Annotated in this window: 22 protein-coding genes; 16 read left to right on the top strand and 6 right to left on the bottom strand. The window is 44.6% G+C overall.

Annotated features, from left to right (window positions below):
* Position 1 precedes the first annotated feature (1 nt).
* Genes hda through recJ form a run of 3 tightly spaced genes read left to right on the top strand, consistent with a single transcriptional unit; the run spans position 2 to position 3,360 of the window.
* On the top strand, positions 2–706 hold the full coding sequence (gene hda, locus A9E74_RS04145) for a DnaA regulatory inactivator Hda (RefSeq protein ID WP_069295388.1): 705 nt from the start codon (positions 2–4) through the stop codon (positions 704–706).
* Complete coding sequence (locus A9E74_RS04140; RefSeq protein ID WP_069295387.1) at positions 699–1,631, top strand: hypothetical protein; 933 nt, start codon at positions 699–701, stop codon at positions 1,629–1,631. Before hda ends, A9E74_RS04140 begins: the two co-directional genes overlap by 8 nt.
* Before the next feature lie 4 nt (positions 1,632–1,635).
* On the top strand, positions 1,636–3,360 hold the full coding sequence (gene recJ, locus A9E74_RS04135) for a single-stranded-DNA-specific exonuclease RecJ (RefSeq protein WP_069295386.1): 1,725 nt from the start codon (positions 1,636–1,638) through the stop codon (positions 3,358–3,360).
* Here recJ and A9E74_RS04130 read toward each other — a convergent pair.
* Positions 3,357–4,307, bottom strand: a complete 951-nt coding sequence (locus A9E74_RS04130) for a 1-phosphofructokinase family hexose kinase (RefSeq protein ID WP_069295385.1) — start codon at positions 4,305–4,307, stop codon at positions 3,357–3,359. The two genes, recJ and A9E74_RS04130, sit on opposite strands and share 4 nt — an antisense overlap.
* A gap of 83 nt (positions 4,308–4,390) precedes the next feature.
* Between A9E74_RS04130 and A9E74_RS04125 the strand changes: the two genes are divergently transcribed.
* On the top strand, positions 4,391–5,392 hold the full coding sequence (locus A9E74_RS04125) for a 2-hydroxyacid dehydrogenase (protein WP_069295384.1): 1,002 nt from the start codon (positions 4,391–4,393) through the stop codon (positions 5,390–5,392).
* Entirely contained in the window at positions 5,393–7,471 is a 2,079-nt protein-coding gene (dinG, locus tag A9E74_RS04120) for an ATP-dependent DNA helicase DinG (RefSeq protein ID WP_069295383.1), read from the top strand.
* A gap of 43 nt (positions 7,472–7,514) precedes the next feature.
* On the opposite strand, the gene A9E74_RS04115 is transcribed toward dinG, so the two are convergent.
* Together A9E74_RS04115 and A9E74_RS04110 are read right to left on the bottom strand one after the other, a co-directional pair.
* Entirely contained in the window at positions 7,515–7,796 is a 282-nt protein-coding gene (locus A9E74_RS04115) for a peptidylprolyl isomerase (RefSeq protein ID WP_069295382.1), read from the bottom strand.
* A 33-nt stretch (positions 7,797–7,829) separates the two neighbouring features.
* Positions 7,830–8,507, bottom strand: a complete 678-nt coding sequence (locus A9E74_RS04110) for a type 1 glutamine amidotransferase domain-containing protein (protein WP_069295381.1) — start codon at positions 8,505–8,507, stop codon at positions 7,830–7,832.
* Positions 8,508–8,742: 235 nt separating this feature from the next.
* Here A9E74_RS04110 and A9E74_RS04105 point away from each other — a divergent pair, with 235 nt between their 5' ends.
* Positions 8,743–10,014 carry an O-acetylhomoserine aminocarboxypropyltransferase/cysteine synthase family protein gene (locus A9E74_RS04105; RefSeq protein ID WP_069295380.1) on the top strand — a complete coding sequence of 424 codons (1,272 nt, stop codon included), beginning with the start codon at positions 8,743–8,745 and terminating at the stop codon, positions 10,012–10,014.
* A 37-nt stretch (positions 10,015–10,051) separates the two neighbouring features.
* On the opposite strand, the gene pyrC is transcribed toward A9E74_RS04105, so the two are convergent.
* Positions 10,052–11,098 carry a dihydroorotase gene (gene pyrC, locus A9E74_RS04100; RefSeq protein WP_069295379.1) on the bottom strand — a complete coding sequence of 349 codons (1,047 nt, stop codon included), beginning with the start codon at positions 11,096–11,098 and terminating at the stop codon, positions 10,052–10,054.
* Between the two features lie 170 nt (positions 11,099–11,268).
* Here pyrC and A9E74_RS04095 point away from each other — a divergent pair, with 170 nt between their 5' ends.
* The 10 genes from A9E74_RS04095 (at position 11,269) to argF (ending at position 20,979) form a co-directional block, all read left to right on the top strand.
* Positions 11,269–13,011, top strand: coding sequence for an acetolactate synthase 3 large subunit (locus tag A9E74_RS04095; protein WP_069295378.1), 1,743 nt, complete (start codon positions 11,269–11,271; stop codon positions 13,009–13,011).
* Complete coding sequence (gene ilvN, locus A9E74_RS04090; protein WP_069295377.1) at positions 13,011–13,508, top strand: acetolactate synthase small subunit; 498 nt, start codon at positions 13,011–13,013, stop codon at positions 13,506–13,508. Before A9E74_RS04095 ends, ilvN begins: the two co-directional genes overlap by 1 nt.
* A 28-nt stretch (positions 13,509–13,536) precedes the next feature.
* A complete protein-coding gene (gene ilvC / locus A9E74_RS04085) occupies positions 13,537–14,547 on the top strand; it encodes a ketol-acid reductoisomerase (RefSeq protein WP_069295414.1) in 1,011 nt (336 codons plus the stop codon).
* Between the two features lie 117 nt (positions 14,548–14,664).
* Positions 14,665–15,408, top strand: a complete 744-nt coding sequence (gene pssA / locus A9E74_RS04080; protein WP_069295376.1) for a CDP-diacylglycerol--serine O-phosphatidyltransferase — start codon at positions 14,665–14,667, stop codon at positions 15,406–15,408.
* A 168-nt stretch (positions 15,409–15,576) separates the two neighbouring features.
* Positions 15,577–17,109 carry a 2-isopropylmalate synthase gene (locus tag A9E74_RS04075; protein ID WP_069295375.1) on the top strand — a complete coding sequence of 511 codons (1,533 nt, stop codon included), beginning with the start codon at positions 15,577–15,579 and terminating at the stop codon, positions 17,107–17,109.
* A complete protein-coding gene (locus A9E74_RS04070) occupies positions 17,109–17,603 on the top strand; it encodes a DNA polymerase III subunit psi (protein WP_069295374.1) in 495 nt (164 codons plus the stop codon). Before A9E74_RS04075 ends, A9E74_RS04070 begins: the two co-directional genes overlap by 1 nt.
* A gap of 16 nt (positions 17,604–17,619) precedes the next feature.
* Positions 17,620–18,075, top strand: coding sequence for a ribosomal protein S18-alanine N-acetyltransferase (gene rimI, locus A9E74_RS04065; protein WP_069295373.1), 456 nt, complete (start codon positions 17,620–17,622; stop codon positions 18,073–18,075).
* Positions 18,076–18,136: 61 nt separating this feature from the next.
* Entirely contained in the window at positions 18,137–18,718 is a 582-nt protein-coding gene (gene sodB, locus A9E74_RS04060; protein ID WP_069295372.1) for a superoxide dismutase [Fe], read from the top strand.
* Between the two features lie 165 nt (positions 18,719–18,883).
* Entirely contained in the window at positions 18,884–20,083 is a 1,200-nt protein-coding gene (locus tag A9E74_RS04055) for an aspartate aminotransferase family protein (RefSeq protein ID WP_069295371.1), read from the top strand.
* Positions 20,083–20,979 (top strand): ornithine carbamoyltransferase, encoded by an 897-nt coding sequence (argF, locus tag A9E74_RS04050; protein WP_069295370.1) that lies wholly within the window; start codon positions 20,083–20,085, stop codon positions 20,977–20,979. Before A9E74_RS04055 ends, argF begins: the two co-directional genes overlap by 1 nt.
* 7 nt (positions 20,980–20,986) lie before the next feature.
* Here argF and murU read toward each other — a convergent pair whose 3' ends face one another.
* Together murU and A9E74_RS04040 are read right to left on the bottom strand one after the other, a co-directional pair.
* Positions 20,987–21,661, bottom strand: a complete 675-nt coding sequence (gene murU / locus A9E74_RS04045; protein ID WP_069295369.1) for an N-acetylmuramate alpha-1-phosphate uridylyltransferase MurU — start codon at positions 21,659–21,661, stop codon at positions 20,987–20,989.
* Positions 21,658–22,647 (bottom strand): aminoglycoside phosphotransferase family protein, encoded by a 990-nt coding sequence (locus A9E74_RS04040; protein ID WP_069295368.1) that lies wholly within the window; start codon positions 22,645–22,647, stop codon positions 21,658–21,660. The genes murU and A9E74_RS04040 overlap by 4 nt, the downstream gene beginning before the upstream one ends.
* Positions 22,648–22,722: the final 75 nt, after the last annotated feature.

Here is a 22,722-nt window from a genome sequence, read left to right as displayed (position 1 = left end):
GATGAACAAGCAAGAAATACAGCTGACACTGCGCCTTACGCCGCAGGAAATCTTTCGAATAGATAATTTTATATTTGAAAATGATGAGTTAGCCTCAGTAGTTGACGTTTTTTGCCGTGAGAGTAAACCTGACTTTCTCTATCTTTGGGGAGAATTAGGTGTCGGGAAAACGCATTTAACTCTGGCGGTTGCCGAACAACTACAACAGCGTGGTCATCAGGTAAGTTATATCAATCTTCAGGAGTTACTCTATACCGCAACCCCTGAAATATTGTCTTCGTTATTTCAGACTGATTTTGTTTGTCTGGATGATTTGCAGGCAATTTCTGGTGAAGCAGCCTGGGAAGAAGCATTGTTTCATTGCTTTAATCGCTTACGTGAACATGAGCATAAATTACTGATTTGTGCTGACCAAAATCCTGCGCAATTAGCCATTCAACTCCCTGATCTGCGTTCCAGATTGGCTACCGGTTTAATTTACCAATTACCCTCAATGACCGATGTGTTGAAACAACAAGCATTGATAAGTCATGCGCAAAGTCGGGGATTAATTCTGCCGGAAGAAGTAGCCCAATATTTGTTACGCCATTACAGCCGTGATATGCCGTCACTGATGCTGGTATTACAACGACTTGATAAGGCGTCTTTACAGGCACAACGTCGGCTGACGATCCCATTTGTTCGGGAAGTTATACAGCATGGCTGAAAAGCCATCAGTGACGATTATCTGGCCCGGCTTAGCGACTGCGATGCAGGAAATCAATCAGTCTTTAGTGCCCGAAGATCTGCAGAAATTATTAAAAAAAGCTCACTTTATTGCCACTGAACATACGTTTGAACACGAACTCATTCAGTTATTTAGCGCTAATAATCTTTCCGGTCCTGATTTACCTACCGCAAAATTACGCAATCCAGGTCAATTAAGTTTGTGTGCCGACCCATGTTATCTGCATGCCGATCGCGATCGACTTTTATTATTTCCCATCAATGATTTAACAATGGAAGAGGGCACGCAGCTTAGAGAAAGTATTCAACCTCTGTTGAATGATTTTGATGCTCAACTGGTGCCTAATGATTTGAACCATTGGTCAATATGGTTGGAAACTATGCCAGATATCGCGTTAACGGCAATGCCATCATTAATTGGTCAATCGATAGCCTCAGCATTACCGAGTGGGACTGAACAAAACGATTGGTTGCGGTTAGGCAATGAAATTCAGATGGCTTTATTTGAGCATCCGGTAAATCAACAAAGGCAGTCTGCAGGCAAATTACCGGTCAACAGTCTCTGGTTCTGGGGGAAAGCTGATTGGCAGCCACAAGCAAATACCTGGCAGCAGCTTTATGGTGACGCGGCGTTATTAAAATCGCTTGCATCAGCGACTTCAACGAGCTTGCAACCAATGTCTGAATGGAAATCTGAAAATACGATGACGGGTCAGCAGTTACTGGTATTTCCTGAGCTGGATTTACAAAATAACTGGCCACAGCGACTGGAACAAAATACAACGCAGCACATTTTGCCTTTGCTAAATAGATTACGTCGTTATCAAACTCGTCAATTACGCTTAATTATTCCGCAACATGGCCAGTATTACTGGCGTTGCTGGGATACCTGGAAACCCTGGTAAAACGATGAATATTCAACAGCGAACAACAGAAGATTTAAGCGCTTTACCCAACGACTGGCCAGAGTGCATTCGCAGAATCATGGCCGCACGCGGTATCAAAAAGGCTGATGAATTAACCTTTGATTTAGCTGAGTTGCCAAAACCCTCGGAAATGCTGGGCATGGAAGCCGCCGTAAGATTATTGATTCAGGCATTACAGCAACAATGGCGAGTCATGATTGTGGCGGATTTTGATAGTGATGGAGCTACCAGCTGCGCTGTGATGATGCGAGGTTTACGCATGATGGGCTTGCAACAGATTGATTTTATTGTGCCGAATCGATTTGTTCATGGCTATGGTTTAACCACTGAATTATTGAATGAAATTGCTGCTGAAAACCAACCGGATTTATTGATTACCGTGGATAACGGGATTGCCAGTCTGGATAGTGTTGCTCTGGCCAAACAACGTGGGATGCAAGTGTTGATCACTGATCATCATCTTGCGGCAGAACAATTGCCACAAGCCGATGCCATCGTTAATCCTAATCAACCAAATGATAACTTTCCCAGCAAAATGCTGGCCGGTGTTGGGGTGGCGTTTTATGTACTGCTCGGTTTGCGGCAGGGATTACGCGATATTAACTGGTTTGAAATACAAAAACTGGCAGAACCACGTCTGGTGGAATTGCTGGATTTGGTGGCATTGGGCACCGTCGCCGATGTCGTGCCTTTGGATAGGCTCAATCGCACATTGGTAGATCTGGGCCTGAAACGCATGCGGCAGGGACGTGCCTGTGCAGGCATTCGTGCTTTATTACAGATTGCCGGTAAGGACATCAGTCGATTATCTGCTCAGGATTTGGGCTTTGCCATTGCGCCAAGGTTAAATGCTGCCGGTCGTATGGAAGATATGGGGCTGGGCATTGATACCTTAATGACAGATAACTTTGCCATGGCTCAGCAAGCTGCTCAGTTACTGGATCAGATTAATCTTGAACGTCGCTCGGTTGAACAAGGTATGCAGCTGGAAGCCCTGGCGATGCTGGAAAAACTTCAGCTTAATGAAACCAGTCAGGCAGCTGCTTATTGTTTATATGAAGAAAGCTGGCACCAAGGGGTCATCGGGTTACTCGCGTCTCGAATTAAAGAAAAACTGCATCGGCCGGTCATAGTGTTTGCACCGGGCGAACCTGGCGAAATCAAAGGTTCGGCACGCTCCATAACAGGCGTTCATATTCGTGATGTGCTGGTTAATGTCGCTGCTAAATATCCGGATTTAATTTTGCGCTTTGGCGGACATGCGATGGCAGCAGGGTTAACATTAAATCAGAACGATTTTTCATTATTTGAAAAGGCATTCAGGGACGCTGTAGAGCTTGCAGCCGATCCCACAGTATTTGAACGTGCTTTGTATTCTGATGGTGAATTATCGGTGCAGGAACTGAACATGCACCTGGCCGAGCAATTACCGGTTCTGGCACCATGGGGACAGGCTTTTCCGGAACCACAGTTTCATGGTCAGTTTGTTTTGCAGAATTATCGTCATGTCGGTCAGCAATCTGACCATCTTCGGTTAACCGTCAAACTGGATGATGGGCGTGAAATCACGGCCATGGCGTTTCGTCAGACAGCCCCAGTATGGCTGAAAATCGGCCAGAAAGTTGGCTTGCATTATCGCCTGGATGTGAATGAATTCCGGCAAACAAAATCATTACAATTGTTGGTTGATAATATCTTGCCGAGTTAAATATCCAGAGTTTGGATAGTCACCTGCTGTCGGAAATCAGCCAGTTCATGACCTTGAAATAATTCTGTTCCGGCGTGCATTACGGTACCGGCTCCACAAGCGATACCATAGCGCAATGCCGTTTCGGGCTGATCATCAAGACTGAACCCGGCCACCAGACCCGCCACCATGGAATCACCTGCACCCACGGTAGTATTCACTGGCACCGCTAACGCTTTCGCATAAAAACTGTTTTTCGGGCTGACTAATAAAGCACCTTGATCGCCTAAAGAAACACAGACATGGTTAACACCGGACAACTGCAGTTGTCTGGCGCATTCAGCAATTGCTTCTATAGTGTCGAGTTTTATTTGCAGCAGGGTTTCCAGTTCATACAAATTAGGTTTTATTAAAAATGGTTTCGCTTCAATTGCCAAACGCAATATTTCACCATGACTGTCAACGACAGCACGTCCGCCTTGTTGCCGGATTTTATTAATTAAATCAGCATAAAGAGTGGCAGGTATATTGGGTTGGAAGGACCCGCTCAGAATGCCATAACCATTTCCTACAGCATTGGCAAAATTCTCCACCAATTCAGTTAACTGAGCTGCCGGGACGGGGGTACCGGCATCAGTGATTTGAAATTGAGATTGTGTATCAAGCTCAATAATCGTGCTGTTAATGCGTGTCTGTCCTGAGACAGGATGAAACATAACATTGGGTAGCTGTTCAACAAGCATGTCTCGCAGAATCTCACCAACTGAACCGGCAATAACACAGTACGTTGTTGCATCTACCTGCATACGAAACAAAGCCCGCCCAATATTGATACCATTACCACCTGGATCATGACGGGCAGCATCGGAACGTGATTTTTGGTCGGGGATTAACTTTTTGACATGGTAAGTCACATCCAACGCAGGGTTTAAACATAACACATGAATGTTTCCCGATGACGGCGTCATGACTGTCTCCGTTAATAAAATTTGTTCGATAAAATGATGCTCAGCTGACCAATAATAAACTGCATTTCTGATAAAGGCTCCAAATGAAACCAACGCATGTCGCGGTATTCAGCGCAAAACCCTATGATCAGGCCTATCTCACGGAAATGGCCGATGAGCGCGTATCTTTATGTTTTTATGAAATGGCGTTAAATCCAATGACAGCAGCATTAGCCAAAGATGTTGAAGTGGTCAGTGCGTTTGTTAATGACGATATATCGGCTGAAACACTTAAAATGCTGGCAGAAAACGGTACCCGTTTAATTGCGTTACGCTGTGCCGGGGTTAATCAGGTGGATTTAACGGCGGCTAATAAGCTTGGTATAACCGTCGTCAATGTGCCAGCTTATTCACCCTATGCTGTCGCGGAACATACCATTGCGTTGATGTTGGCATTAAGCCGGAAGATACCGCGGGCTTATAATCGTGTTCGCGATGGTAACTTTTCTCTGGATGGTTTGCTGGGTTTTGATTTTTTCGGTAAAACCGCGGGCATTATCGGTGGCGGTAAAATTGGCATGTTAGTAGCTGAGCGTTTACGGGCATTTGGCTGTCAGGTTTTGATTTATGAGCCGCATAACGCTGAACCGGCAAAACAAGCAGGTTTTGACGTAGTGACACTCGACAGCTTGCTCGGTCAAAGCAATATTATCAGCCTGCATTGTCCATTAAATGATGCAACGCATCATATTATCAATGCGGCCAGTCTCAGGCTGACCAAACCGGGCGTAATGCTGATTAATACCAGTCGCGGAGCTTTATTGGATACAGTCGCCGTATTGGATGCCCTGAAAGCGCTGCATATAGGCTATCTGGGAATAGATGTGTATGAACAGGAAGGCAGTCTGTTTTTTGAAGACCATTCCACCGATATTATTCAGGACGATATATTCCAGCGTTTATTGACCTTTCCAAATGTGCTGGTCACCGGGCACCAGGCCTATTTCACCCGGGAAGCATTGCAGCATATCGCGCAGACAACTTTGCAGAATATTGATGATTTTATGGCTGGTAAGGCACTGAAAAACCGAGTGGTAATACGTTAAATGTTTGATGAAATATTTACCAGTATCAACAAGTTGATGCCGGATTTTAAAGCCAGACCGCAACAAGTCGAAATGAGTCGCTTTATTCATCAACGGTTACAACAGTCGCAAAATAGAATGGCGGTAGTGGAAGCACCAACCGGCGTGGGAAAAACGCTGGCATATCTCAGCGGTGCCATTGAAACAGCTTTGAACAGTAAAAAATTGCTGGTTATCAGTACTGCAACAGTCAATCTGCAACAGCAATTGATTCAGAAAGATCTTCCCCAGTTTTCAGCCTCTTTGCCGCAACCGATACGTTTTATGCAGATAAAAGGCCGCCGCCGTTATGTCTGTCCCAGCAAACTGGCACAACTGGCAACCACGCCAGAACAGCAGGATTTGACGCTGGATGTGGATCAAAAGTATCAGCAGGTATTGATGCAAACCCAAGCGAAGAATCTGTTTCAGGATTGGGATGAACATCGCTGGGATGGCGATCGGGATAGTCGTACCGATGCGATTGATACGGCTCTGTGGCATGAAGTATCTACCGATTCAGAAGGCTGTGCCGGTAAGAGCTGCCGGTATTTCATCAGCTGTCCGTATTATCTGCTGCGTAAAGAAATGCAGCTGGCACAGGTAGTGGTAGTGAATCACGATTTATTACTCAGTGATGCTGACTTGGGAGGCGGGCTAGTGTTGCCCAATCCTGAAGAGCTTATTTTAGTGTTTGATGAAGCCCATAATCTGCCGCAAAAAGCGCTGGGACATGCCGCCAAAGCATTAAACTTTGCCCAGCTTTATCAAACCGTTGAAACCGCCGACAGTCTGATGAAAAAGCTGCCCACTGCTTTGGCTTTCCGGCAGCATGATTTTGGTTATATGTTTAAGGAAATTCGTCAGGATTTACCTGCCATCATTAGTCTGCTGCAACAGCTACTGGATATTCTGGGCAGTGATGCCACAGTAAATGAAATGCTGGAAGGTCATATCAGTGAGCCGCGTATTTTCTGGGGCAGTCCGTTACTCAATGCCTTGTTTATCCCCTGTCAGAACCTGTTACAGCGGGCCAATTCTATCTATAAACACTTTTCTTTGATTGGCAAATGGATTAAAGAAGGGCTGGAGAAAACCCAGTTAAGTAATAAAGTCGGCGAGGCATTGCTGCCTCAAGTGGGAACGGTACAGAATATTTTTGGTTATCTGATTGATTTTATGGCGTTGTTTCTTGATGAAGACAAAGCAGAGCGCCCACCAAATGTGCGCTGGCTGGCACAGGAACAGTTTGCCAAACAACAAACCCTGGTGATTCATGCCGGGCCGATGACAGCGGCAGGTTTTCTGGACCGCAGTTTATGGCAACGTGCTTATGGGGTGGTAATGACCTCAGCCACTTTACGGGGCATGGGATTATTCCAGCGTTTCCGGGCGGATTGTGGCTTACAGCGTTACGATGAAAAACACTTTCTGGCGCTGCCTTCACCGTTTAAATATCAGCAACAGGCGGTGTTAAAACTGCCCATGATGCAGTATTTACCTAATGAAAATTTGCCGCAATGGCAGCAGGAAGTTGTTAGCCAACTCAAATCAATTATTGATATTCAAGCGGCGACGCTGGTGCTCTTCACCTCCCGCCAGGTGATGTTGCAGGTGTATAAGCAATTGCCATTGTCATTGAAAAATTTGATTCTTTTACAAGGTGATCAATTGTCGCCCAAAAATATGATCGTTAAACATATTCAACGAATTGAAGCAGGGCGGGGCAGCATTATTTTTGGGATGGATCGTTTTGCTGAAGGCGTCGATTTACCCGGCAATTTATGCACACATGTAATCATTACCAAACTGCCATTCCCAGTATTTACCCGCCCGATTGAACAGGCACGTCAGGAGTGGATCATAAAACGTGGCGGTCAGCCGTTTATCAGCTTGTCATTACCGGCTGTCAGCGTGAAGTTGATTCAGGCCTGTGGTCGGCTGCTTCGCAAAGAAACTGATTCCGGGCAAATAACCATCCTGGATCGTCGGTTGTTAACTAAAAATTACGGCAAGCAATTACTGTCTCATTTACCGGATTACCAGGTAATAACCGAATAAAAAAAGCCCGGCGAGGCCGGGCTTTCGGGGTGTATCAACAAACTTATTCAGTGCGGCTGGTAACTTCCAGCAAATGATAGCCAAATTGTGTTTTCACCGGACCCTGAACGGTGTTGACCGGGGCGGAGAAAACAACTTTATCGAATTCCGGCACCATCATGCCAGGGCCAAATTCGCCCAGATCACCGCCTTGACGGCTGGATGGGCAAGAAGAATTTTCTTTGGCGACGGCAGCAAAATCTGCGCCTTCTTCGATTTCGCGTTTCAATTCCAGACAGATTTCTTCACTGTCCACCAGGATGTGTCGTGCGGTTGCTCTAGCCATAATAGTTCCGTAATTAATGTGTAAATTGCCGACTTATGCCAGCTGTTTTAACAGGGCCTTCGCCGTGGCTTCTGACGAAGCCGGGTTTTGTCCTGTAATCAAAATGCCATCCGTAATCACGAATGAACTCCAGTCGCCACCTTTTTCATAAATAGCGCCACGTTGTTTGAGGGCATCTTCAAGTAAAAAGGGTACAACATCAGACAAGCCTACCGCATCTTCTTCACTATTTGAAAATGCTGTGAGCTTTTTACCTTTAATCCATGGATCATCGCCGATGGTTTTAACGTGTAACAAAACAGCCGGTGCGTGACAGACCACCGCCACCGGTTTATTGGCGAGCACAAAGCTTTCAATCAGTGTGATCGACTTTGTATCTTCAGTTAAATCCCATAATGGACCATGTCCACCTGGATAAAACACTGCATCATAATCTGCGGCATGAACATCGGCTAACTTAAGGGTATTAGCCAGTTGGTTTTTAGCTTCAGCATCATTTTCAAAACGCCGGGTAGCGTCTGTTTGAAAATCAGGCTGATTGCTTTTTGGATCAAGTGGCGGTTGCCCACCTTTGGGTGAGGCCAGTGTTATTTCTGCCCCGGCGTCTTTCATTGCGTAATAAGGTGATGCGAGTTCTTCTAGCCAGAAACCGGTTTTTTCTCCGGTATTGCCAAGCTTATCGTGCGAAGTTAGTACCACTAATATTTTCATGGTTGTTTCTCCTGAAATTTGTGGTTTTGAGGATTTATGAGATGTTACTTATTCGAAATGGGGTTTAGGCAATAAAATTTCAAGCAATATTGCAATTCATTCCTATCGTCGTAAACTCACATTAGGGTCTGTCGCTCTTTAAATATAGCAGCCTCTGTTGTGGCTGAAAATGCACAACAGAGGCGCGGATAGAGCAGTTCAACAGACACCAAAATAATAACAGCGAGAGAAAACTATGAAAAAAGAAACTATCTGTCTGCATGAAGGTTATGAAACCGATCCCACCACTAAATCCTGCGCGGTACCTATTTACCAAACTGTGGCGTTTGAATTTGATAATGCCCAGCATGGTGCCGATCTATTTAATCTTGATGTTCCCGGGAATATCTATAGTCGAATTATGAACCCCACCTGGGATGTATTGGAAAAGCGTGTAGCGGCGTTGGAAGGTGGTCTTGCTGCACTGGCGACTTCTGCTGGAAGTGCTGCGATTCATTACGCAATCCTCACTATTGCTGAGGCTGGCGACAATATAGTAACAACACCGCAGCTCTATGGTGGAACCTATACTTTGTTTGCTCACATGCTTCCTAAGCTCGGCATTGAAGTGCGATTTGCCTCAACCGATCAAGCTGCTGACTTGGAAAAATTGATTGATGCGAAAACCAAAGCGGTTTTCTGTGAATCAATCGGCAATCCTGCTGGTAATATTGTCGATATCGAGCCAATTGCAACAATGGCACATAAACACGGTGTTCCAGTGATCGTTGATAACACTGTGGCAACTCCGTTTTTGCTTAATCCAATTGAATATGGTGCTGATATTGTGGTGCATTCCTTAACCAAATACATGGGCGGTCATGGCACAACTTTAGGCGGCATTATTGTGGATTCCGGCAAGTTTCCCTGGGCTGAACACAAAGAAAGATTTCCAGTATTGAATCAACCGGAACCGGCTTATCACGGAGTGGTGTATACCGAGCAATTCGCTGAAGCAGCCTTTATTGCCAGAGCACGGACCGTCCCTTTACGTAATACCGGTTCGGCGTTGTCACCTATGAATGCGTTTCTATTATTACAAGGCATTGAAACGTTACCATTACGTATGGAGCGACATTGTGAAAATGCCATCGCAGTGGCTAAATACCTGCAACAGCATCCCAAAGTTAAATGGGTCAACTATGCCGGACTGGAAGGGGACAAGTATTTTGATTTGGCCCAGAAATATTTCAATGGCAAACCATCATCAATTCTGACCTTTGGCATTAAAGGCGGCTTTGATAATGGTGTGAAATTCTACGATGCATTGAAGTTGGTTAAACGTCTGGTGAATATCGGGGATACCAAGTCACTGGCCTGTCATCCGGCTTCGACCACACATCGTCAGCTGGAAGAAGCCGAACTCAAAGCAGCGGGAGTTACACCGGAAATGCTTCGCCTGTGTATTGGCATCGAACATATCAATGACATTATTGAAGATTTGGAGCAGGCTTTTTCTGCTGTCTAAATTAACTAATCCCGGCCTGTAATCAGGCCGGGACTTTTTAAACCAGTTTCCAGTGAATGGTTTCACCGGCGCGCATCGGCACCAGAGTTTCATCAGCAAATGCCAATGTTTCAGCAACCTGCCAATCGGTTTTTTGTATGGTGATTTGCCGTTCATTTCTTGGCAGTCCATAAAAGTCCGCACCATAGAAACTGGCAAACCCTTCGAGTTTATCCAAACACTCATGCTTATCGAAGACTTCAGCATAGAGTTCTATGGCAGCATGCGCGCTGTAGATCCCTGCACAGCCACAGGCATTTTCTTTATTGTTTTTACCGTGTGGAGCACTGTCGGTTCCCAGAAAGAACTTCGGATTACTGCTGGTTGCGGCAGCAATAAGCGCTTTCTGATGGGTATTACGTTTAAGCACTGGCAAGCAGAAATAATGAGGTCGAATACCGCCCACTAACATATCATTTCGATTTAACAGTAAATGGTGAGGTGTAATCGTTGCCGCTACAAAATTGCTGGCCTCTGCGACAAAATCCGCCGCATCCTTTGTGGTGATATGTTCAAAAACAACTTTCAGTTCTGGAAAATCACGTAACAACGGAATCAATTTTTCATCTATAAAGACTTTTTCACGATCAAAAATATCGGTTTCACTGTGAGTGACTTCACCATGCAGCAACAAAGGCATACCAGCTTGTTGCATGGCTTCCAGTGTTTTGTAACATTTACTGATATCGGTTACGCCAGCATCAGAATTAGTCGTTGCACCAGCCGGATAGAGTTTGACGGCTTTAATAAAATTGGCCTGCTTAGCCGCAACAATATCTTCTGCTTTAGTATTGTCCGTCAGATATAACGTCATTAATGGTTCAAAATCAGAGTCTGCCGGTCGAGCATCCAGGATACGTTGTCGATAGGCTGTTGCCTGTTCAACATTAGTCACGGGCGGACGCAAATTTGGCATCACAATGGCGCGTTTAAAGCATCTTGCGGTATCTGCAACAGTACGTTGCAATGCCTCATTGTCGCGCAAGTGGAGATGCCAGTCGTCTGGTTGGGTAATGCTAAGGGTATTTAATGATTGTTTTGTCATGAAGCAAATTATGCCATAGCTGTTAAGTTTTGCAGTTGAAAAGTTATGCTGTATTTATAGTAAAGGCAGTATTAGAACGCGGTTTTTCTTGACCTTGACAGGCATTCGCAGTAACTTTAGCCGTTTGATATTTTGAAGCAGATCGCATTAGCGATACGAGAGAGGACGACGTGGAATTAAGCGGTGCCGAGATTCTGGTCCATTGTCTGAAGGACGAAGGGGTTGAGTATTTGTTTGGCTATCCGGGTGGTGCAGTGCTGCATATTTACGATGCGCTGTATAATCAGGAAGAGGTCAAGCACATTCTTGTTCGCCATGAACAGGCGGCAACGCACGCTGCAGATGGTTATGCGCGCGCTACGGGCAAACCCGGTGTGGTGCTGGTAACTTCAGGTCCAGGTGCGACCAATGCGGTAACTGGTATTGCTACTGCCTATATGGATTCTATTCCTATGGTGGTTATTACCGGTCAGGTGGCAACAGCTAATATTGGTAGTGATGCTTTCCAAGAAGTCGATTCAGTTGGTATTACTCGTCCGTGCGTTAAACATAACTTTTTAGTTAAAGATATTAACGATCTGGCTGAGACCATCAAAAAAGCATTTTATGTAGCGACAACAGGCCGTCCTGGTCCAGTTGTGGTTGACGTACCAAAAGATATAACCGATCCGAATATCAAGATCCCGTATATCTATCCCGAGAGCGTACATATGCGCTCTTATCAGCCGGTTACTAAAGGCCATCCTGGTCAGATTAAGCGCGCCGTTGAGTTATTGCTGACCGCTAAAAAACCGATGATTTATACAGGTGGTGGGGTAGTTCTTGGTAATGCTGCTGAACAGTTAAGAACCTTTGTGAACACCTTGGCTTATCCTGTTACATCAACTCTGATGGGCTTGGGTTCTATTCCCTGGGATGACGAACAGTTTCTCGGTATGCTTGGTATGCATGGAACTTACGAAGCCAATATGGCAATGCATGATTGTGATGTTTTAATTGCCGTTGGCGCACGCTTTGATGACCGGGTAACAGGTAAAATTGCTGAATTTTGCCCTCATGCCAAGATCATTCATATTGACATTGATCCTTCATCCATTTCCAAGACAATCTCTGTTGATGTGCCGATAGTTGGTAATGTTGCGGATGTGTTGGCGGATATGAATCATTTGCTGGGGCTCAGCAAAACCCAACCTGACCAGGCAGCATTAGCTGAATGGTGGGGTATTATTAACGGCTGGCGCGCTAAAAAATGCATGTCATACGATCGTAATAGCGACCAAATCAAGCCCCAAGCCGTGGTTGAAATGATTCATGAGATCACCAAAGGTGATGCATATGTAACCTCGGATGTTGGCCAGCATCAGATGTGGGCTGCCCAATACTACGGTTTCAGCAAACCCAATCGCTGGATTAATTCAGGTGGTTTGGGAACGATGGGGTTTGGCTTGCCTGCAGCAATGGGCGTTCAGTTGGCGTTTCCTGAAGAAACGGTTATTTGTATTACTGGTGAAGGCAGTATTCAGATGTGTATTCAGGAACTGTCCACCTGTCTGCAATATGGATTACCGGTAAAAATCGTTGCGTTGAACAATCGATACCTTGGCATGGTTCGTCAATGGCAGGAATTTTTCTATCAGAATCGTTATTCGCATTCTTATATGGAATCATTGCCGGATTTCGTCAAACTGGCTGAAAGTTATGGTCATGTTGGTATTCGTATCGAACGCGTTGAAGATTTACGTCCAAAATTGGAAGAAGCCTTTGCATTGAAAGATCGCCTGGTGTTTTTGGATATCGTCACCGATCAAACGGAAAACGTTTACCCGATGATTGCCCAAGGCAAAGCGCACAATGAAATGCATATGTCACCATATTGCGATTTACCACAAGATCCAGAGCGGGAGCTGTCATAATGCGCCATATCATCTCGATTTTGATTGAAAACGAAGCCGGTGCGTTATCACGTGTTGCAGGCTTATTTTCAGCACGTGGATACAACATTGAATCTTTAACGGTTGCGCCCACTGAAGATGCATCGTTATCACGTATGACGATTGTTACCACTGGTACAGACCGTATTATCGAACAGATCACTAAGCAGCTGAACAAGTTGATTGATGTGGTGAAGTTGATGGAGTTATCTGACGGCCCGCATATTGAACGCGAAATGATGTTAATCAAAGTCAAAGCGGCCACTATGGATCAACGTGATGACGTTAAACGTTTATCAGATATTTTCCGTGGCCGGATTATTGATGTCACCGCATCTACATACACGATTGAACTGACTGGTGCAGGTAGCAAACTGGATTCGTTTATTGAAGCGTTATCCGAGCACAAAATTCTTGAAACCGTTCGCAGTGGCGTTTCTGGCATTGCCCGCGGCGAAAAATGCCTGCAATTGAATTGATTTAAAAACGAAGGAATTGATAATGAGTTTGAATATCTATTACGACAAAGATTGTGACCTGTCACTGATCCGTGGCATGAAAGTCACCATCATTGGTTACGGTTCACAAGGCCACGCTCACGCATGTAACCTGAAGGATTCTGGCGTGGATGTGACTGTTGCACTGCGTGCTGGTTCATCTTCTATTGCCAAAGCCGAAGGTGCTGGTCTGAAAGTCGCTGATACAGCATCTGCTGTTAAGCAAGCTGATTTAATCATGGTTTTAACACCTGATGAATTCCAATCTTCTTTATACAAAGATGAAATTGAACCAAATCTGAAGCAAGGTGCTGTATTAGCTTTTGCTCATGGTTTTGCGATTGTTTATAACCAAATCCTGCCACGCAAAGATTTAGACGTCATTATGATTGCGCCTAAAGCCCCAGGTCATACTGTTCGTAGCGAATTTACTCGTGGTGGTGGTATTCCTGATTTGATCGCCATTGAACAAGATGCTTCAGGTAAAGCGAAAGCAATCGCGTTATCTTATGCCTCTGCTATCGGTGGTGGCCGTACTGGTATCATCGAAACCACTTTCCGTGATGAAACTGAAACCGATCTGTTTGGTGAACAAGCCGTATTGTGTGGTGGTGCCGTTGAATTGGTTAAAGCCGGTTTTGAAACTTTAGTTGAAGCTGGTTATGCCCCAGAAATGGCTTATTTTGAATGTCTGCACGAACTGAAACTGATTGTTGATTTGATGTATGAAGGTGGCATTGCAAACATGAATTATTCAATTTCCAACAATGCGGAATACGGTGAATACGTCACTGGCCCTAAAGTTATCAATGATGAAAGTCGTTGGGCTATGCGTGAAGCATTGAAAAATATTCAGGAAGGCAAATATGCTAAACAGTTTATTATGGAAGGCCAAACAGGCTATCCAGAAATGACTGCCATGCGTCGTTTGAATGCTGAACATCCAATTGAACAAACGGGTGCTAAACTGCGTGAAATGATGCCTTGGATTCAAAAAATCGTTGATAAGTCTAAAAACTAATTAGCGTTTTTAATTGTCCTGAAATAAGGGCAGGTTGCTTAGCAATCTGCCCTTATTTTGTTTATGAAGGTACGGATGTCATAATGAAATCACTTCTTCTCTGAATACAGGAATTTTATGGTTAATCATGAAGAACGACAAAAACGCGGCATTTACCTATTACCGAATTTATTTACCACAGCTTGTCTGTTTGCCGGGTTCTACGCTATTGTCGCTGCGACTAGAGGTGAGTTTTCAGTTGCAGCTGTAGCCATCTTTGTCGCTATGGTCATGGATGGTCTGGACGGGCGTATTGCCCGAATGACTAATACCCAAAGTGCTTTTGGCGCCGAATATGACAGTCTTGCCGATATGGTGGCATTCGGGCTGGCACCCGCATTGGTAATGTTTGAATGGACATTAAATGGTCTGGGCAAGTTTGGTTGGATGGTGGCATTTATTTATGCTGCTTGTGGTGCGTTAAGACTTGCACGCTTTAATACACAGGTGGGAATTGCTGATAAACGCTATTTTCAAGGTCTGCCTAGCCCGGCAGCCGCAGCGGTTATTGCCGGTTGGGTATGGGTTGGTCATAACAACCAGTTGGACCCCACATTACTAACGTTTATAGGCGTGCCATTGACCTTTGCCGCAGCAATTTTGATGGTCAGCACGGTCCGTTATCATAGTTTTAAAGAGTTGAACCTGCGTGGCAAAGTTCCTTTTATCGTTATGTTGGTATTGGTATTAGTGTTTGCATTGATCGCTACAGACCCGCCAATCGTATTGTTCACTGCATTTTTGTTATATGCGATTTCAGGTCCGGTATTTACACTGGTACAGCTCCGCAAGCATCGTAATGAACGGTCGCAATCAAAATAAAACCACCTAAATGTCGGGGGCAAACCATAACTCATAAAACACTGAGATTGGATTTGAAATTCAGGATAAAGCGTCTTGAAAATCATTCTGCCCCCCTCATTTAACCTCCCTATATAATGACAATAAAAAACTTGTTCAGTGTTGAGCAAGCTGTTCGGAGTGAGCGAGATGAAAGACCAATTAATAATATTCGACACAACCTTACGTGACGGGGAACAGAGCCCTGGCGCATCAATGACCAAAGACGAAAAGGTGCGGATTGCAAAAGCCCTTGAACGTATGCGTGTCGATATTATCGAAGCAGGCTTCCCGATTGCCAGTATTGGTGATTTTGAGGCAGTACAAGCCGTTGCCAAAGCAGTTAAAGATAGTCGTGTCTGTGGTCTGGCGCGTGCACTGGATAAAGATATTGATAGGGCAGGTGAAGCACTTAAAGCCGCTAATGCTTCACGGATTCATACTTTTATCGCTACCTCACCCATTCATATGCAGATGAAACTGCGGATGCAACCAGACGAAGTGGTTGAAAATGCAGTTAAGGCAGTGAAGCGCGCTCGTCAATATACCGATGACGTTGAGTTTTCGCCTGAAGACGCTGGCCGTAGTGATTTGGATTTTCTTTGTCGGGTGCTCGAGGCTGTTATTGATGCCGGCGCTAAAACCTTGAACATCCCCGATACAGTTGGATATAACCTGCCGCATCAATTTGGTGAATTAATTAAAAACCTGCGTGAGCGCATCCCAAATTCTGATAAAGCGGTTTTCTCGGTCCATTGTCATAACGATTTAGGCCTAGCCGTTGCCAATTCATTATCAGCCGTTATGAATGGTGCACGTCAGGTTGAATGTACTATTAATGGGCTTGGAGAACGTGCTGGTAATGCCTCATTGGAAGAAGTGGTGATGGCTGTGCGTACCCGCCAGGATATGTTTGATTGTGATACCCGGCTGGATACTACACAAATATTAGCGGCCTCTCGTTTGGTTTCAGGAGTAACTGGTTTTGTGGTGCAACCCAATAAAGCGATAGTTGGTGCCAACGCGTTTGCCCATGAGTCTGGTATTCACCAGGATGGTGTGCTGAAAAATCGTGAAACCTATGAAATTATGCGTGCTGAAGATGTGGGCTGGAATACCAATCGTATGGTACTAGGCAAACATTCGGGACGAAATGCATTTCGTTCGCGGCTAAAAGAGCTGGGTATTGAGTTGGATTCCGAAGAAGATTTGAACAGTGCATTTACCCGATTCAAAGAACTGGCAGATAAGAAGCACGAAGTATTTGATGAGGATATTCAAGCACTTGTAAGTGATACCTTAACTGAGGATAACGAACGTATTCGATTGATTTCAATGCGTGTCTGTAGCGAAACTGGTGAAACCCCAGTTGCAAATGTCACATTGGCATTGGATGACAGTGAAGTACGTACTGAAATGAAAGGCAGTGGTCCGGTTGATGCCGCATTCAAAGCAATTGAATCGATGGTGCAGAGCCACACTGAATTACAACTTTATTCGGTAAGCAATATTACTAGCGGCACCGACTCGCAGGGTGAAGTCAGCGTCAGGTTGGAAAAAGGTGGACGGATTGTTAGCGGCCAAGGAACTGATACCGATATCGTTATTGCTTCAGCCAAAGCTTATATCAATGCCTTGAACAAAATGCTGCTGCCTGCTGATCGGGCACATCCTCAAGTCTGATGAGTTTATCGGCACAACAATATTTTGTATTGGATCAGATGGGTATTCCTGTCTGGGTCCCACGCGCGGATGAGGCCGTTACCACTGCCGACATGAGCTCTGAAACCATTGATTTCAGTCAATTTGATTTTGCAAAACCGTGGTTAGTCATCACTGAAAATCAGCTTTCTGTAGCTGAAAATCGTTTATTACGAGCCATTTTTGGCAGTATCAATGTTCAGCTAAATGACGTGACAGTAATTGATATGCAATTTTCAAAGGCCTTACAAGACTTTTCGGCGGATAAAACAGTGGCACTGGTTTTAGGTGAAGAGTTGTCACAAAAACTTAACTTAAAGCCTTATAATTCATTAAGCTGTCAGCAACTTGAAAATGATGTGCTAGCTATGATCAGCCCAAGTTTGCGTATATTACTTGAGCAGCCTCAGCGTAAAGAAGAGATGTGGCAAGCTATTCAGCAACTTCGGAACTTAAGAGCTTCGCTGAGTGACTGAATTAGCAATAAGTCAAATGCAACTGGCAGACGTTGATAAAGTCTGGCAAATGGAAAAACAGGCAAATCGCTTCCCCTGGACTAAAGGCAACTTTGAAGATTGTTTGAAGGGCGGTTATCGCAGTTTCCTCTATTCAGTTGCTGATGAGATGATTGGTTACAGCGTAGTACAATCGGTTCTGGACGAAGTTCATTTGCTGAACATTTGTGTGAAACCCACTTCTCAGGGCAACGGTTTTGGCAGACAAATCCTGAATCACGTAATTGGTCTCGCGCTGGAACAGTCTGCTTCAATTGTCGTATTGGAAGTGCGAGCCAGTAACTTTCGGGCTCAACAGCTTTATTTATCAACAGGTTTTAATGAAATGTCAGTACGCCGTGGTTATTATCCTGCAGAACAGGGCAGAGAAGATGGTGTATTGATGGGACTCGAACTTGGCATGTTATCGCAGCTTGGTCAAAACTTGCTATAAGACATGCCCTCACTTAGACTAACGGGTTTACGTTGGTTATTTTCAATCAAGGAGATTTATTATGGCTTTTGAATTGCCACCACTTCCTTATGCAAAAGATGCTTTGGAACCACACATCTCTGCAGAGACTCTTGAATACCATTATGGTAAGCATCACCAAACCTATGTAAATAACCTGAATAATCTGGTTCCTGGAACCGAGTTTGAAGGTCAATCGCTTGAAGCCATCATCACGAAATCTAGTGGTGGAGTTTTCAACAATGCTGCTCAAGTGTGGAACCACACTTTTTACTGGAATTGCCTGACACCAAATGGCAAAGATGCTGTTTCAGGTGATTTAGCGGCTGCAATCGATGCCAAATTTGGTTCATTTGCAGAATTTAAAGAGCAATTTACCAAATCTGCTACCACAAACTTCGGTTCAGGTTGGACCTGGTTGGTGAAAAATGCTGATGGCAGCATTGAAATCGTTAACACCAGCAATGCCGGTTGCCCGCTGACTGCAGGTCAAACGCCATTATTGACTTGTGATGTTTGGGAACATGCTTATTACATCGATTTCCGTAATGCCCGTCCAAAATATTTAGAGACATTCTGGACGCTGGTAAATTGGGATTTCGTTGCGGCAAATTTTGCAGCATAAATCATAGAATCAAGTCAGTAGTCTTATGGCTGCTGACTGATTCGATATATAATTTACAGTTTTTGGAATATGGCAGTTTTCTTTTGAAACTGCCATTTTTCGTTTCAATCCGGCAGAAAATCTGCTGATATATCGCCTGGAAAAACAGGCAGGGAGTTAAATTCCATGACCGAATCTGTCATGCCAACTTATGGACGTTTAGATATTACTTTTGCTAAAGGGGAAGGCGCGTGGCTGACTGATACCCGTGGCGAACGATATCTGGATGCATTGAGTGGTATTGCAGTTTGCAACCTTGGACATTGTCACCCTGCAGTAACACGCGCTATTTCTGAACAAGCTGCAACATTAGTGCATACATCGAATGTTTATCATATCGAGAAGCAACAACTATTAGCTGATAAATTAACGCAGCTGTCAGGAATGGAGCAGGTGTTTTTCTGCAATTCCGGCGCCGAAGCGAATGAAGCAGCAATTAAACTTGCTCGTAAATATGGTCATAGCAAAGGTATTGATAAACCCGTCATTATTGTTATGGAAGGCAGTTTCCATGGTCGGACAATGGCAACGTTGACCGCTACCGGTAATGCCAAAGTACAGGCTGGTTTTGAGCCATTAGTGCCAGGTTTTGTTCGGGTTCCTTACAATGATTTTGATGCGATTCGCATGGCTGTTAGTCATTGGCCAGAAGCTGTTGCTGTATTGGTTGAGCCGGTGCAGGGCGAGGGTGGTATTAAGGTGCCGGACAGTGAATATTTGTCTGCTATCCGTGATTTATGTACGCAACGCAAATTACTAATGATGCTCGATGAAGTACAGACAGGCGTTGGCCGGACTGGTAAATGGTTTGCTTTTCAACACAAACAGGGATTAGTGCCTGATGTGATGACGCTGGCTAAAGGCTTGGGTAATGGTATGCCTGTTGGTGCATGTCTAGTGGCCGGCTTGGCAAAAGGTGTTTTGCAAGCTGGTAATCACGGCTCAACATTCGGTGGTAATCCATTGGCCTGCAGTGCTGCATTAGCGGTATTGGAAACGATTGAAAAAGAACAGCTGTTGGATCATGTCAACAGACTGGGCGAACAGATGTATCAACACTTTAAACAGCAGTTGGGTCAAACCGAAGGTGTAAAAGACGTTCGGCATTTAGGTTTTATGTTTGGTATTGAATTAACCGTGCCTTGTGCTGATTTGGTCAAACTGGCATTGCAGGATCATATCCTGATCAATGTGACGGCTGAAAAAGTTATTCGCTTATTGCCTCCACTGGTGATCAATGCTCAAGAAGCCGAAATGATTGTTAACAAGGTAAGTCAACTGGTTAAAACCTTTCTGGCTTCTCAGCCGATCGAGAGTGTAGCCTGATGAGACATTTTCTTACGCTGAAAGACCTATCGCCGGTTGAATTGCATCAATTGATTATCCGTGCATCTGAATTAAAAGAAATGCATAAAGCGGGTGAGATCTACCAGCCTTTAAAAAATAAAGTGCTGGCTATGATTTTTGAAAAATCTTCAACCCGTACCCGTGTATCTTTTGAATCAGCTATGGTGCAATTCGGCGGCGGCTCTATCTTTTTATCGCCCGATGATACCCAATTAGGAAGAGGCGAGCCGATTGAAGACTCGGCCAGAGTGATTTCCAGCATGGTCGATGCAGTGATGATCCGAACCTTTGAGCACAGCAAAGTCGAAACCTTTGCTAAATATTCATCGGTACCGGTTATCAATGCATTGACGGATGATTACCATCCTTGTCAGCTGTTAGCCGATATGCAGACCTATCAGGAACATCGTGGAGATATACGTGGCAAAACCGTGGCATGGATTGGTGATGGCAACAATATGTGTCATTCCTATATCAATGCGGCGCAACAATTTGGATTTACCTTAAACATTGCGACACCGGTTGGGTATGAACCAAAGGCTTCTATAGTCAAGGCGGTTGATGCGCCAATTCATCTGTTTAATGATGCGATGCAGGCTGCAGAGCTTGCTGATTTAGTGGTTACTGATGTCTGGGCCAGTATGGGCCAGGAAGAAGAGCAACGTAAGCGTGAAGCTGCGTTTGCAGCGTTTCAGGTGGATAAAAAGGTCATGCAGCAAGCCGCTAAAGATGCATTATTTATGCATTGCCTACCCGCGCATCGTGGTGAAGAAGTGACGGCAGAAGTGATTGATGGGCAGCAAAGTGTCGTTTGGGATGAAGCTGAAAATCGGCTCCATGCCCAAAAAGCCTTACTGGAATTTCTCTGCGCCTAAGCTGCTGTTAAACGTCGAGTTGCTTAGCCAACGCGTTTAAGCGCTCGACTGTTCCAATGTCAGACCATTGTCCCTGATAATGTTGCCCGGTCGCTTTTCGCTGCTTCATAGCCTCAACAAAAAAAGGCTTTAATGCCAGTTTGGCGACTGGATGCTCAGCAAACATTTCTGGACGATAAATCCCGATACCACTGAACGTCAGTTTGGGGTCACCTTCGATTGCGAGCAAACCATCGGCATCAAGATAAAAATCCCCAGCAAGGTTGTGCAGAGGGTTATTCACCATAACCAGGTGACATAGTTGCTCTGTAGTTAATTCAAGTCTGGTTAAATCAGCAAAGGGAAAATCTGTCCAGATATCGCCATTTACCACCAGAAAGGGTTCATTGCCCAGTAGCGGTAATGCCTGAATAATTCCACCTGCTGTTTCCAGTCCGCCCGTGACTTCAGCTGAATATTCAAAGTTAGCTTGATAACGTTCACCACTGCCTAATAATGGCTCAAATTGCTCACCTAAATGAGCATAATTAATCACAATATCCTTAAGTCCTGCATCGACCAGTTGTTCAATCAGATACTCAATCAAGCGTTTTGGACCGGCATGCAGCAAAGGCTTTGGCGTGTGATCAGTAAGAGGTCTGAGTCGTTCACCACGACCAGCTGCCAGAATCATTACTTTCATTTTATGGCCGCAATTTTGGGTTGTTCAATAAGATATTGATAGAGGTTTTGTAACTCTGGATATCGTTCACAAACTTGATGAACATAATTTAAAGTCAATGCTAAGTCATTCATATAATTGGGTTTGTTGTCACGATAATTAAGTCGACAAAAGATCCCCAGTATTTTCAGGTGACGTTGCAAACCCATTAAATCAAACCAGCGAGGGAAATGTTCTGCTTGCTCGGAAGTTAACAATCCATGCTGTTGGGCCTGCTCAATATAATATTCAACCCACTGTTTTTGTTCTGCTGAAGACCACTGGATATACACATCACGCAACAATGAAACTAAGTCATAACTAATGGCACCAATCACGGCATCCTGAAAATCAATCACACCAGGAGTATGCCCGGGTAAATACATCAGATTACGTGAATGAAAATCCCGATGCACCAGAACCTGAGGTTGAGATAAGGCATTATTGATTAACAAATCATAAACAGCTGTTAACCAGTCAGGTGCTGTTAACTGCAAATGTTTTTGCAGAAACCATTCATCAAACAGCCGCATCTCACGCAGTAATAATGTGGAATCATATTGTGGTAAAGACTGATTTTTACAAGGAATTTTCTGTAGCTTTATCAGGCTGTCGATAGCATTTTTATACAGCCCATCAGCCGTCGATGTCGATAACTGAGAAAGGTATGGCGTGCTTCCTAGATCGCTCAGAATTAAAAAACCACTCTGCAGATCTTGTTGATAGATATGCGGAACATTCAGTCCGTATTGTTCCAACAATATCGCAACGTTGATGAACGCCTTATTATCTTCATGTTCTGGAGGTGAATCCATGACGATAAAGCTGCCATCCTGTTGCGCTAGTCGGAAATAACGACGAAAGCTGGCATCACTGGAAGCGGGCGTTAGCGAGTAGTTTTTATCGGTCACAAAGCTTTGTAACCATTGTTGCAGCTGTTGAAAGCGTATATCTTGTGTAATGTTCATCTGGGAAAAGCGTTATTTGTTTGAGAAATCAGGCTCACAACTGTGGTCACTGAATTTAAGGTGATGGCAGATTGT

Source organism: Methylophaga muralis (assembly GCF_001720165.1).
GTDB lineage: Bacteria > Pseudomonadota > Gammaproteobacteria > Nitrosococcales > Methylophagaceae > Methylophaga > Methylophaga muralis.
Note: the sequence above shows the minus strand (reverse complement) of the source record. Positions and strands in the feature narration are given on the sequence as shown.